Annotated in this window: 10 protein-coding genes and 1 tRNA gene; 7 read left to right on the top strand and 4 right to left on the bottom strand. The window is 69.5% G+C overall.

Features of this window, described 5'->3' with window-relative positions:
* Positions 1 to 43 precede the first annotated feature (43 nt).
* The 3 genes from AMS65_RS18135 to AMS65_RS18125 all read right to left on the bottom strand — a co-directional run bounded on the left by AMS65_RS18135 (position 44) and on the right by AMS65_RS18125 (position 2,670).
* Positions 44 to 116, bottom strand: a tRNA-Arg gene (locus tag AMS65_RS18135).
* Positions 117 to 254: 138 nt separating this feature from the next.
* Positions 255 to 1,850, bottom strand: a complete 1,596-nt coding sequence (locus AMS65_RS18130) for an isocitrate lyase (RefSeq protein ID WP_053385551.1) — start codon at positions 1,848 to 1,850, stop codon at positions 255 to 257.
* 262 nt (positions 1,851 to 2,112) lie between these two features.
* Positions 2,113 to 2,670, bottom strand: coding sequence for a hypothetical protein (locus AMS65_RS18125; protein WP_241489508.1), 558 nt, complete (start codon positions 2,668 to 2,670; stop codon positions 2,113 to 2,115).
* Positions 2,671 to 2,703: 33 nt separating this feature from the next.
* On the opposite strand from AMS65_RS18125, the gene AMS65_RS18120 reads away from it, so the two are divergent.
* The 7 genes from AMS65_RS18120 (at position 2,704) to AMS65_RS18090 (ending at position 11,923) form a co-directional block, all read left to right on the top strand.
* A complete protein-coding gene (locus tag AMS65_RS18120; protein ID WP_241489507.1) occupies positions 2,704 to 3,576 on the top strand; it encodes an EamA family transporter in 873 nt (290 codons plus the stop codon).
* A gap of 19 nt (positions 3,577 to 3,595) precedes the next feature.
* Positions 3,596 to 4,321 carry a CYTH domain-containing protein gene (locus AMS65_RS18115; RefSeq protein ID WP_053385549.1) on the top strand — a complete coding sequence of 242 codons (726 nt, stop codon included), beginning with the start codon at positions 3,596 to 3,598 and terminating at the stop codon, positions 4,319 to 4,321.
* A gap of 22 nt (positions 4,322 to 4,343) precedes the next feature.
* Positions 4,344 to 4,550, top strand: coding sequence for an HPP family protein (locus AMS65_RS18110; RefSeq protein ID WP_053385548.1), 207 nt, complete (start codon positions 4,344 to 4,346; stop codon positions 4,548 to 4,550).
* Between the two features lie 105 nt (positions 4,551 to 4,655).
* Positions 4,656 to 6,077 carry an NAD(P)/FAD-dependent oxidoreductase gene (locus tag AMS65_RS18105; protein WP_053385547.1) on the top strand — a complete coding sequence of 474 codons (1,422 nt, stop codon included), beginning with the start codon at positions 4,656 to 4,658 and terminating at the stop codon, positions 6,075 to 6,077.
* Positions 6,074 to 6,433: a cupin domain-containing protein gene (locus tag AMS65_RS18100; RefSeq protein ID WP_053385546.1), complete on the top strand. Its 360-nt coding sequence runs from the start codon at positions 6,074 to 6,076 to the stop codon at positions 6,431 to 6,433. The genes AMS65_RS18105 and AMS65_RS18100 overlap by 4 nt, the downstream gene beginning before the upstream one ends.
* Before the next feature lie 180 nt (positions 6,434 to 6,613).
* Positions 6,614 to 8,026, top strand: a complete 1,413-nt coding sequence (locus AMS65_RS18095) for a uracil-xanthine permease family protein (RefSeq protein WP_053385545.1) — start codon at positions 6,614 to 6,616, stop codon at positions 8,024 to 8,026.
* A gap of 90 nt (positions 8,027 to 8,116) precedes the next feature.
* Positions 8,117 to 11,923, top strand: a complete 3,807-nt coding sequence (locus tag AMS65_RS18090; protein ID WP_053385544.1) for an AAA family ATPase — start codon at positions 8,117 to 8,119, stop codon at positions 11,921 to 11,923.
* Positions 11,924 to 12,134: 211 nt separating this feature from the next.
* Here AMS65_RS18090 and AMS65_RS18085 read toward each other — a convergent pair whose 3' ends face one another.
* Positions 12,135 to 12,437: an FmdB family zinc ribbon protein gene (locus tag AMS65_RS18085; RefSeq protein ID WP_053385543.1), complete on the bottom strand. Its 303-nt coding sequence runs from the start codon at positions 12,435 to 12,437 to the stop codon at positions 12,135 to 12,137.
* Between the last annotated feature and the right edge of the window lie 65 nt (positions 12,438 to 12,502).

Here is a 12,502-nt window from a genome sequence, read left to right as displayed (position 1 = left end):
GCCAGGGGGGGATGCGCAGGAGCGATGCTTCCGCTGGAGTTCGTGCCCTGGAGAGGAATCGAACCTCCGACACCTTCTTTAGGAGAGAAGTGCTCTATCCACTGAGCTACCAAGGCGTGTGGCGGGGGCCGGGGCCTCGCACCGAAGATCGAGTCTAGCAGTGCACGTCGCGCTGAGCGGACGGGGCGCCGGAAAATGCGAACGGGATCCCGGCCGAAGCCGGGATCCCGTTCAGAAGGATCAGACGGAGCGAATCAGCCGAACTGGTTCATCGTGTTGTCCTTGCCGCCGGCCTTGAGGGCTGCGTCGCCGGCGAAGTACTCCTTGTGGTTGTCGCCGATGTCGCTGCCGGCCATGTTCTGGTGCTTCACCGTGGCGATCCCCTGACGGATCTCCTGGCGCTGCACGTCGCGAACGTAGGCGAGCATGCCCTCGTCGCCGAAGTAGCCCTTGGCGAGGTTGTCGGTCGACAGAGCCGCCGTGTGGTACGTCGGCAGGGTGATCAGGTGGTGGAAGATGCCGGCTCGGGCGGAGCCGTCGCGCTGGAAGGTGCGGATCTTCTCGTCGGCGAGCTGTGCGAGCTCGGTGCCGTCGTACTCGATGCTCATGAGCTTGTCGCGATCGTACGCCGAGACGTCCTCGCCCTGCTCCACGAGCTGATCGTAGGCCTGCTGGCGGAAGTTGAGGGTCCAGTTGAACGACGGGCTGTTGTTGTAGACGAGCTTCGCGTTCGGGATCTCCTCGCGGATCCGGTCGACCATGCCTGCGATCTGCTCGACGTGAGGCTTCTCGGTCTCGATCCAGAGCAGGTCGGCGCCGTTCCGCAGCGACGTGATGCAGTCCAGCACGCAGCGGTCCTCGCCGGTGCCCTGGCGGAACTGGTAGAGGTTGCTGGCGAGGCGCTTCGGGCGCAGCAGCTTGCCGTCGCGCTTGATGACGACGTCGCCGTTGCCGAGTTCCTCTCCCGAGATCTCCTCGACGTCGAGGAAGGAGTTGTACTGGTCACCGAGGTCGCCGGGGGCGCTCGTGACGGCGAGCTTCTGGGTGAGTCCGGCGCCGAGCGAGTCGGTGCGCGCGACGATCACGCCATTGTCGATGCCGAGCTCGAGGAACGCGTAGCGGACCGCGTTGAGCTTCGCGATGAAGTCCTCGTGCGGCACGGTGACCTTGCCGTCCTGGTGGCCGCACTGCTTCTCATCGGAGACCTGGTTCTCGATCTGGATGGCGCACGCGCCGGCCTCGATCATCTTCTTGGCGAGGAGGTAGGTCGCCTCGGGGTTGCCGAAGCCGGCGTCGATGTCGGCGATGATCGGCACGACGTGGGTCTCGTGGTTGTCGATCTGCGACTGGACGAACTCGACGGCGGTCTCGTCACCCGCGACTCGCGCCTCGTCGAGCTGCGTGAAGAGCAGGTCGAGCTCGCGGGCGTCGGCCTGGCGGAGGAAGGTGTAGAGCTCCTCGATGAGGGCGGGCACCGAGGTCTTCTCGTGCATCGACTGGTCGGGGAGCGGGCCGAACTCCGAGCGCAGGGCGGCGACCATCCAGCCGGAGAGGTAGAGGTAGCGCTTGTTGGTGCTCTTGAGGTGCTTCTTGATCGAGATCAGCTTCTGCTGTCCGATGAAGCCGTGCCAGACGCCGAGCGACTGGGTGTAGACCGACGAGTCGGCGTCGTACTCGGTCATGTCGCGGCGCATGATGTCCGCGGTGTACTGGGCGATCTCGAGACCGGTCTTGAAACGGTTCTGCGCCCGCATGCGGGCGACGTACTCGGGGCTGATCGCATCCCAGCTGGAGCCGTTCTGCTCCTTGAGGGCCTTCACTGCCTCGATATCGTCTTGGAACGCAGTCATGATGATTCCTTTTGTGTCGTGTCGGCTAAATTCACCAGGCCTTGAGTGGCTACTTCTCACTATTCCCAAGAAACAAGGTCCTAAATGGCCGATACAGGGGTGAAGATTCTCGAAATTTCTGCGTGAAAGAAGAAGTGGCTCGTCGGAGCCCGTGAAGGCGACGAATCGGGACCCGCCGGTCGAGAGGGACCGCCGGACGCAATCGGTGCCGGATCAGCCGCGCTTCCGGCAGTGATGGGAGCGGATGATCCGGGGAGCGCGCTCAGAACGGCGGCGCGATCAGCAGCTCGATGCGCTCTGCGAGGAAGTCCGCCAGCGTCGGCGCACCCTGCAGCGGGGCGCCGGGCTGCCAGCGCACGCGGAACTCTCCGTCGGCGTACCCCACGGGCAGCTCGGGGGAGTGGTCGGAGGCCTCGAGGCTCTCCTCCGCCGAGAGCGGGATGCGCACCGCGTCGTAGTTCACCGGCGTGCCGTCGGAGTATCCTCCGCGCAGTGCCGCGGCCGCGATCTCCCGGCGCGCCTCGCGCGACAGCGACTGATATCCGGGCCGCCCGCGCTCGGCCGCTCGAGTGGCGTGCCCCAGCGCGTAGAGCTCCCCGGCGGCGCCGAGCAGCAGCGGCCCGATCCGCCACGCCTCGCCCAGGGAGCGCATGGTCGCCGGTCGGGTCCACAGCAGCACCCGCTTGGGGGCGACGTACTCGGCGAGCGCCTCGGCCGGCACTCCGGCGCCTCGCAGTCGCTCGGCGGCTTCGGCGCACCCGCGCATCGCGCGTTCAGCGGCACCGATCCGCTCAGTCCCGCCGATCTGCCTAGCCGTCACCCGGCCAGTGTATCCGCGGATAGACTGTTGCTGGTGACCCAATCCTCTGCAGCGCAGGCGATCACGCGCCGCGCCACGATCCGTGCCATGCTCCTCGTGCTCGTCGGAGCGATCGGTGTGCAGTCGTCGGCTGCTATCGCGATGGGGCTGTTCGATGCGCTGGGAGTGCTCGGCACGAGCTCGGTGCGCATGGCGATCGCGGCCGTGATCCTGCTCGTCGTGTTCCGCCCCCGGCTGCGCGGCCGCAGCGGCAGGGAATGGGCCGGGATCGTGCTCTACGGCGTTGCGATGGCTGCGATGAACGCCTTCCTCTATCTCGCCTTCAACACGCTGCCGCTCGGTGTCGCCACCACGATCGACTTCCTCGGGCCGTGCCTGGTCGCGCTTGCGGCATCGAGGCGGCCGCGGGAGGGGATGCTCGCCGTCGCCGCCATCATCGGCGTGGGTCTCATCGCCGGGTTCGGCGGACCCTTCGACCCGCTCGGGATGCTCTTCGCCGCGCTCGCGGGGGCCTCGTTCGGGCTGTACACGCTGCTGGCCGCCAGGGTGGGGCAGTCGGAGGGCGGGCTGCCGAGCGTGGCGCTGTCGGTCGTGGTCGCCGCGATCCTCACGCTGCCGTTCTCGGTTCCGGCCGTGCCTCTCGTGCAGCCCGAGCACCTGCTGCCGCTGCTCGCATCGGCGCTGCTCGGCACGGCGCTCGCGTTCACTGTCGACACGATGGCGGGCCGGTTGACCTCGGCTCGGGTGCTCGGCGTGTTCTTCGCCTTCGACCCCGTCGTCGGAACGGTGATCGGGGCGCTGTTCCTGGGGCAGCTGCTCACGCCGGTGGCGGTGTGCGGGATCGTGCTGGTCGTGGCCGCGGGGGCGGGAATCGTGTGGTCGGCCGGTGCGCGCCGGCCGTCCTGACTGCCCGTAAGCTGGCGGTGTGACGGATCAGGCGGGTGCGCGGGGCGCGGGATCGGAGTCGCTCGAGATCGAGCGCAAGTACGAGGCGTCTGCGGCACTGCCGCTGCCCGACGCCGAGCGTTTCCGAGCGGTCGGGCTGGATCCCGAGCCGCCGGTGACGCACCGGCTCTCGGCGCGGTACTTCGACACACCGCGCGGAGACCTTGCCGGTCGAGGGCTGGCGCTGCGCGAACGGAGCGGCGGCAAGGACGCCGGCTGGCACCTGAAGCAGCGCGGCGAGGTCGGGGTGACCGAACTGCTGTGGCCGCCGGGCGACGGGATGCCCGCTGGGCTGCGCGATGAGATCCGCGGCAGGATCGGCGACGCCGTCGACGAGGTGCGCCCCGTCGCCAGGCTCGAGACCGAGCGCACGGTGGTGATGCTCCGGGACGGTTCCGGTCGCGAGGTCGTGGAGCTGGCCGACGACCGGGTGCGCGCGACCGACGGCATCGAGGGGGTGGATCGTGCCTGGCGGGAGTGGGAGGCCGAGCTGATGCCGGGTGCGGACGCCGCGGTGCTGGATCGTGTGGAGGCGGTGCTGCTCGCCGCGGGCGCCGAGCCCTCGCTCAGCTTCGCGAAGATCGCCCGCGCGACCGGTCGCTTGCTGGCGGCGGCACGCGCGCGGGGAGCGGATGAGGCGACCCTCGAAGCGCTCGCGCGACTCGACGCGTCCGATCGCGAGGCGGCGCGCAGGCTCGGCTTCTGAGTGCGGCGCGTAGGCTGGGAGCATGAGCAAGGGATCGAAGCGGGGCGGAGACGGCAAGCCCGAGCAGCCGTCGCCGCAGGCGCGACGCAAGCAGATCATCGTCGGCATCGTGATGGGTGCGATCGTGGGCGTGGCGCTCGGCGCACTCACCCAGTTCTGGCTGTGGCTGCCGGCCGGGCTGGCGCTGGGCCTGGCCACGGGCGCGATCATGAAGCCGCCGGCGGAGTAGCCGCCCGCAGCGGCGTCAGATTCGGTGTAAATGACATTGACATTGGCGTTTACATCCGGGTGCCGATGTGCGAGGATCATAACGGATATCGAAGACGAGGACTCCATGCACCCCACCATTTTTGAAACTCACCGCCCCGCCGCGAAGATCGTCGAGGATTCGCTGGCAGAGACCAAGCTCGGCGTCTTCTGGGCTGATGACGTCGCCGATCATGCTGCGCAGTACCCGCCGCTCGACGGCGATGTGCGCGTCGATGACGCCGTGGTCGGCGGCGGATACGCCGGACTCTGGACCGCGATCAAGCTGAAGACCGAGCACCCCGAGCGTCGCGTCGTGCTGCTCGAGGCGGTGCGCATCGGCTGGGCCGCTTCGGGCCGCAACGGCGGCTTCTGCGAGGCCAGCATCACCCACGGCGAGCCGAACGCCGAGTCGCGCTGGCCCGACGAGACCGGCACGCTGCGCCGCCTCGGGTACGAGAACCTTGACGCGATCGAGCGCTTCATCGAGGAGCACGGGCTCGACGTCGACTTCGAGCGCACCGGTCAGCTCTCGGTGGCGAACGAGCCCTACCAGGCGGAGTGGCTGGGGGAGAGCGACGACCCCGAGGTGGTCACCCTCGATCAGCAGCAGGTGCAGCAGCGCATCCAGTCGCCCACCTTCCTCGGGGGCGAGTTCTCGCCGCGCGAGAACGCCAATCTGCACCCCGCCAAGCTCGCGGCCGAGCTCGCCCGCCACGCGGCGTCGATCGGCGTCGAGATCCACGAGCAGACCCCGGTCGAGCGCCTCGACGGCTCTGCCGAGGATCCGATCCAGCTTGCCACCGCGCACGGCACCGTCACCGCAGAGCGCGTCGCCCTCTGCACCAACGTCTTCCCGTCGCTGCTCAAGCGCTACCGCTTCCACACGGTCCCCGTCTACGACTACGTGCTCATGACTGAGCCGCTCAGCGACGAGCAGCTGGCCTCGATCGGCTGGGAGGGACGCGAGGGGCTCGCCGATATGGCCAACCAGTTCCACTACTCCCGCCTCACCAAGGACAACCGCATCCTCTGGGGCGGCTACGACGCCGTCTACTTCGCGGGCGGGCGCATCAAGCACGAGTACGAGGACCGCATGGAGAGCCACCGCAAGCTCGCCAGCCACTTCTTCACCACCTTCCCGCAGCTCGCCGGCGTGAAGTTCACCCACCGCTGGGCGGGCGTGATCGATACTTCGACCCGCTTCTGCGCGTTCTTCGGACAGGCGCACGGAGGCCGCGTGCAGTACGTCGCGGGCTTCACCGGGCTGGGCGTCGGGGCGACGCACTTCGCCGCCGACGTGCTGGTGGACCGCTTCGAGGGCCGCGTCACCGAGCGCACCGAGCTCGAGATGGTCAAGCAGGTGCCGCTGCCGTTCCCGCCCGAGCCCGCCGCTTCGATCGGCATTAACCTGACCCGCTGGTCGCTCGACCGGGCCGATCACAACGGCGGCAAGCGCAACGTGCTGCTCAAGACGCTCGACGCGCTGGGACTGGGGTTCGACTCATGAGCGAACTGCTGCCGAACGACATGAACCTGATGGTGAGCGGCGCCCGGGTGGGCGTCGAGCTCGACGACGTGCCCGCCGAGGACGTCGTCTCGGGCGCACCCCGGCAGGGCATCGCCGAGTTGGGCGCCATCGGCGGCGCCGAGGCCGGCATCTGGGAGCTGCGCGGGGGCGTGGTCACCGACACCGAGGTCGACGAGCTGTTCGTGGTGCTCTCGGGCAGCGCGATCGTCGAGCTGCTCGACGAGGATCGTGCGGTCGAGGTGGGGCCCGGAGACGTGATGCGCCTGCTCGCCGGGACCCGCACGCGCTGGACGGTGGAGGACCACATCCGCAAGGTCTACATCTCGGCGGAGTAGGGGCCCCGCCCGCCGCCCGCTCGCTGGTCGAGCAAGCCGCAGGCGAGTCGAAACCTCGAAGCCGAGGAGCCTGGATTCCGACGGCGCTCAATCGGCGGCTGAACCCCGGAATCGCGCGCGATGCCCATAAGATAGATCCTTGGCGCGACCGCGCCGATCCCGATCCTCGAAGGAGCCCCGATGGCGCTGCCCTGGAAGCTGCACGGAGACGGCAAGCACGTCTCGTCCGAAGCGATCGTGCTCCCCGAGGAGCGCATGACCTGGCCGCGCACCATCGGCTTCGGCGCGCAGCACGTGGTCGCCATGTTCGGCGCGACCTTCCTCGTGCCGCTGCTGACCGGCTTCCCTCCCACCGCCACGCTGTTCTTCTCGGGCCTCGGCACGCTGCTCTTCCTGCTGCTCACCGGCAACCGCCTGCCCAGCTACCTCGGCTCCTCTTTCGCCTTCCTCGCGCCGATCTGGGTGGCGACCGGCGTCGGACCGGGCGAGGTGGCGACCCCCGAGGGGCTCGCCCGCGCCTCCTTCGGCATCCTCGCCATGGGTGTGCTCATGGCGATCGTCGGCATCATCGTCGCCAAGTGGGGGACGGGGTGGATCAACGCCCTCATGCCGCCCGTCGTGATGGGCGGCGTGGTCGCCCTGATCGGCTTCAACCTCGCGCCGGCGGTGAAGAACAACTGGCTCGGCAATCCGGCCGCGAACCCCGAGGTGAACCAGGGCTTGCACTCGACCGCGGCGTTCATCACGATCGTCTCGATCCTGCTCATCACGGTGCTGTTCCGCGGCATCATCGGCCGTCTCTCGATCGTGCTCGGCATGGTCGTCGGCTACATCGCGGCAGCGCTGATGGGGATCGTCGACTTCTCGGGCGTCGAATCCGCCGCCTGGATCGGCCTGCCCGACTTCCACGCTCCGGGCAACCCGATCTCCGATCCGGCGCTGTGGGGCCTGCTGCCCTCCTTCCTGCCGGTGGTGCTCGTGCTCGTCGCTGAGAACGTCGGCCACGTGAAGAGCGTCGGCCTGATGATCAAGCGGGATCTCGACCCTGTGACGGGGCGCGCCCTGCTCGCCGACGGCGTTGCGACCGTGCTCGCCGGTTTCGGCGGCGGATCGGCCACCACCACCTACGGCGAGAACATCGGCGTGATGGCGGCGACTCGCGTCTACTCCACCGCCGCCTACTGGGTGGCGGGCGCCTTCGCGATGCTGCTCGGCTTCTCGCCGAAGGTGGGCGCCCTGATCTTCTCCGTGCCCGCCGGAGTGCTCGGCGGTGTCACCGTTGCGCTGTACGGCCTCATCGGCCTCATCGGCGTGAAGATCTGGATCGACAACAAGGTCGACTTCTCGAAGCCCATCAACCAGTTCTCGGCCGCGATCCCTCTGATCGTCGGCATCGCGGACTTCGGGCTGCAGATCGGGTCGGAGGGGCAGCCCGTCGTGTTCAACGGCATCGCGCTCGGCACGATCGCCGCGATCGGCGTCTACCACCTCATGAACGGGCTGGCGAAGGCGCGCGGCGGTGGCGAGGTGCAGGTCGCCGACCCGGTGGTCACGGGTGCCACCGACGCCGCGCCGGTCCCCGAATCGAAGTAGCGCCCCTTGAGCTTGTCGAAGGGGGAGGCGCCGCTGCGAAACACCGCGCGGATTCCGGCGATTCCCCGCGCCACCGCTTAGGGTGGCGGTGTGTGGAGTGTTGATCGGCGACGGCGGCCTGAGAAGGACCGCGGCGAGAACGGTGTTGAGGAGGCGGTCGCCGAGGCGGCCCGGCCTCGGAACGACGGCGCGCTCGCAACCGCGCCCGATCCGGCGCCGAAGCCCGCTGAAGCCGAACCCGACCTCTCCGCTCAGTTGACCGGCCCCGTCTCGCTGGTCGACGCCTACGCCGACGAGCACGCCGACTGGCGGCGCGAGCTCGCGCGCATCGGCGGGCGCAACCCGCTGCTCCACTTCGACGACCGTCCCGCCAACCGCATCGAACTCTCCACGACGCACCCGGGCGGCCTGCCGCAGTTCATCACCGGCAACAAGATCCTGCTCTCGGCCCTGATCCGGGACGATCTCGCGCTGCGCCACGCGCGCGCCGCCGCCGGCCGCGTCACCGACAAGGCCATCGAGATGCGCACCGTGCGCGGCCTCGAAACGGTCAACCTCGGCGTCGGCATCGCCAAGTGGAGCTTCGAGGGCGAGGACTTCTGCGCTCCCGTGCTGCTGCGGCCGCTCGCCATCCGGCGCTACGGGCGCGATTTCGAGCTCAAGCTCAAGCAGTTCCCCGTGGTCAACTCCGAGCTGATCCGGGTGCTGCGCGAGCAGTTCGGGATCACGCTCGACGCGCGTGCGCTCATCGAGCTCTCGCAGTCGGAGGGCGTGTTCAAACCGCAGCCCGTGATCGACCGGCTGCGGCAGATGGTCGCCGGCGTGCCCGAGTTCGTGGTGCAGCCGAGGCTCGTGGTGTCCTCGTTCCACAACGTGTCCCAGCGCATGGCTGCCGACGCCAAGGATCTGGACGTGCCGATCCTCGCCGCCGTCTGCGGCAGCGAACCCGCCAAGCGCCGGCTCGCCGAAGCGTACCTGCCGGTCAATCCGACGCCGCCCGACGAGCGCTCGCCCGACACCGATCGCTGCCTCTACGACGCCGATGCCGAGCAGGACGACGTGCTCGCGCAGATCGACGCCGGCCACTCGCTCGTGGTGCATAACCTGCCGGGCACCGGCGGTACGCAGACGGTGGTCAACGCCATCGGCAACCTGGTGCGCGCCGGCAAACGGGTGCTCGTGGTGTCGCCGCGCCGCGCGACACTCGACGGCATCACGCACCGCCTCACCCGCGCCGGCCTCGCCGGGCTCTCGGTGAGCCCGCGCCGCCTGCGCCGCAACCTCGTGGAGGCCATCAGCCGGAACGAGAACTCGCGGCCCGAGCAGCTGCGCGACGTCGACGAGGCGCTCACCCGCCTGCGCGGCGCGCTGCTCGACTATCAGCGGGCGCTCTCGGAGCAGGATCGCCGCTTCGGCGTCTCGCCGCTCGACGCGCTGCGCAAGCTCACGATGCTCGCCCTGAGCGAGCGGCCGCCGAGCACCACGGTGCGGCTCGACGATCAGGCGCTCGGCCAGCTCACGCTCGACCGCTCCTCGGTGGCCGAGGCGCTCACCGAGGTGGCCCGGCTCGGCCAGTTCCAGTACGGGCCGGGGGACTCGCCCTGGTACGGCGTGAATTTCGGCACGACCGAGGAGGCGCGTTCGGCCTACGCCCTGGCGGTGGACCTCGCGGAGTCTCAGTTGCCGCGGCTGGTCTCGATGGCCAACGAGGTCGTCAGCCAGACCTCGATGCGCCCCTACGAGACGGTCGCCGAGCTGGGAGTCTACCTCCGGCTGCTCATGGGCATCCGCGACACGCTCGACCGCTTCACGCCCGAGGTCTACGACCGCTCGCTCACCGAGGTGATCGCGGCGCACGCCCCGCGCGGCGGAGACGAGATGTCGTCGGCCAACAAGCGCCGGCTGCGCAAGCTCGCCCGCGAGTACGTGCGGCCCGGTGTGCACATCACGGACATGTACTCCCGGCTCGTGCAGATCCAGCAGCAGCGTGTGCTCTGGCAGCGGTACACGACCGTGGTCGGGGCTCGGCCCGAGGTGCCGCTGGGCATCGCCGACGTGGTCGTGGCCTTCCAGTCCGCCTACCAGGACCTCGACAAGCTCGATCGTGTGCTCGGCACGCACGCCGACGCCGATCGGCTCAAGAACCTCTCGTTGGGGCGCCTCGCGAGCCGCATCTCCGACCTCGCGCGCGAGTCCGAGGTGCTGCAGAACATCCAGGAGCGCACCACCATCGTGGAGCGGCTGCGCGCCGCGCACCTCGAGCCGCTGCTCGACGACCTCTCGGCCCGTCACGTACCCTCGGGGGACGTCGCGGCCGAACTCGAGCTGGCCTGGTGGCAGTCGGCCCTCGAGCGCATGCTGCAGACCAACCCGGCGCTCCTCAGTGCCAACACGAGTGTGATCGAGCGTCTCGAGGCCGACTTCCGGCTGGTCGACGACGCGCACTCGGGCGCCAACGGGTCGGTGCTCGCTGGTTCGCTCGCCGATGCCTGGCGGGTGGCCGTGCTCGACCACAAGCAGGAGGCGCTCGCGATGCGCGAGGCGCTGCGCAGCGGGTACGTCTCGGCCGCGGCGCTCGTGCAGCGCGCGCCGAACCTGCTGGGCGTGCTCGCCCCGGTGTGGACCATGTCGCCCTACGAGGTGGCGCAGCTGCCCGACACGATGCCGTTCGACACGGTGCTGCTCGTGGACGCCGGCGCGACGACGCTCGTCGAGAATCTCGGCGCGATCCGTCGCGCGGAGCAGGTGGTGGCCTTCGGAGACACCATGACGCAGACCCCGTCGCGCTTCGAGATCTCCGTGGGGGAGCCCGTCGACGCGGACGAGGAGGATACCGAGGCGCTGCACGCCAGCTCCGCGTTCGCTCAGCTGGGGCAGGTACTGCCGACGCTCACGCTGACGCGCAGCTATCGCGCGGGCGGCGAGGACCTCACCAACCTCGTCAACTCGCGCTTCTACGATGGGGCGATCCAGTCGCTTCCCTGGGCCGGGAGCTTCCTGGGCCACTCGAGCCTCACCTACGAGTTCGTGCGCGGCGGCCAGGGGCTGCCGGATCAGCACACGGGAGCCGTGGAGAGCACGGACGCGGAGGTGGATCGCGTCGTGCAGCTGGTGCTCGAGCATGCGAGCGAGCGGGCCGGCGAATCGCTCATGGTGATCACCGCGAGCGAGCGGCACGCGGTGCGGGTCTACCAGGCGGTGCTGCAGGCGTTCTCCAAGTTCCCGCAGTACCGCGAGTTCCTGCTGGGCGAGCGAGCGGAGCCGTTCGCGGTGCTCACGCTCGAGCAGGCCACGGCCCAGAGCCGCGACCGCGTGATCTTCTCGATCGGCTACGGTCGCACGCCGCACGGTCGGGTGCTGTCGAACTTCGGCGGCCTCGGACGCCCGGGCGGGGAGCGGCTGCTCGCGGTCGCGATGACCCGCGCGCGCCGGGCCATGACCATCGTCAGCTGCTTCAAACCGGAGGATCTCGACACGGCGCGGATCAAGCACGGCGTGGTCGAGCTGGCCGAGCTGCTCGCCTTCGAGCACCCCGCCCCCGAGCCGCCGTCGCTGCCGGCCGAGCGCGACCCCATGCTAGGTGAGCTCGCCGACCGGCTGGAGGCGCTGGGGCTCACCGTGGCCATCGACTATCGGGGGGCGATCCCGCTCGCCGCGTCGCTGGGGGAGCGCGCCATCGCGATCGATCTCGATCTCGGATCCGGTGGCGATCGCGGCGACAGCCTGCGCGACACGCTGCGACTGCGGCCCGCCGTGCTGCGTCGCCTCGGCTGGCACTACCACCGGGTGCAGAGCTTCGACCTCTTCACCGACCCGGACGAGGTGGCTCACCGCATCGCGCGCATCGTCGGCTACGACTCGGAAGCGGACGATGCGGGGAACGCCGCCGAGCAGTGATGGGTGAAGACCAGGCGGCTCGGGATCAGGGCCGCGAGCGGTCTGAACGCGCGACGCGGCGTCCGCGCCGGGCGAGCCTGCCGGCGCCGGAGGGCAGTGATCCCGAGCCCTATGATCCGCCGGCCGAGGAGCGTGCCGAGACCGAGAACGATGCCCGCTTGCGGGCGGACCGCCCGCCCCACTGGGGGTAGCGGATCGAACCCGTAACGGGCTACGCCGCGGAGGATCCCGAGCTGCTCGATCCCGATTTCGATCCGCTCGATCCCGCGCTCGAGGCGCTCGATCCCGAGCCGCCGGAGCTGCTCGATCCCGAGTCGCCGGAGCTGCTCGATGCGCCCGAGCGCGAGTCGGTGCGGTAGAAGCCGGAGCCGTTGAAGGTGACGCCGAGCGAGCCGAAGACCTTGCGCAGCTTGCCGGTGCACTCCGGGCAGACCTTCAGGGTCTCATCGGAGAACGACTGGTAGACGTCGAATGCGTGGCCGCAGTCGGCGCAGCGATAAGCGTAGGTAGGCACGAGAGCCTATTTTAGCCGCTGTTCGCGCCGCAGGTGCGGCGACCGTGAAAAATCATCTCCGTCCG

This window comes from Leucobacter celer subsp. astrifaciens (assembly GCF_001273835.1).
Classification (GTDB): domain Bacteria; phylum Actinomycetota; class Actinomycetes; order Actinomycetales; family Microbacteriaceae; genus Leucobacter; species Leucobacter celer.
This window is presented reverse-complemented; position numbering and strand designations above follow the sequence as displayed.

Bases quoted from the DNA above. Each gene is read 5' to 3' on its own strand.
- AMS65_RS18130 (WP_053385551.1), bottom strand. From the start codon at position 1,850: ATGACTGCGTTCCAAGACGATATCGAGGCAGTGAAGGCCCTCAAGGAG.
- AMS65_RS18110 (WP_053385548.1), top strand. From the start codon at position 4,344: ATGAGCAAGGGATCGAAGCGGGGCGGAGACGGCAAGCCCGAGCAGCCG.
- AMS65_RS18105 (WP_053385547.1), top strand. From the start codon at position 4,656: ATGCACCCCACCATTTTTGAAACTCACCGCCCCGCCGCGAAGATCGTC.
- AMS65_RS18100 (WP_053385546.1), top strand. From the start codon at position 6,074: ATGAGCGAACTGCTGCCGAACGACATGAACCTGATGGTGAGCGGCGCC.
- AMS65_RS18095 (WP_053385545.1), top strand. From the start codon at position 6,614: ATGGCGCTGCCCTGGAAGCTGCACGGAGACGGCAAGCACGTCTCGTCC.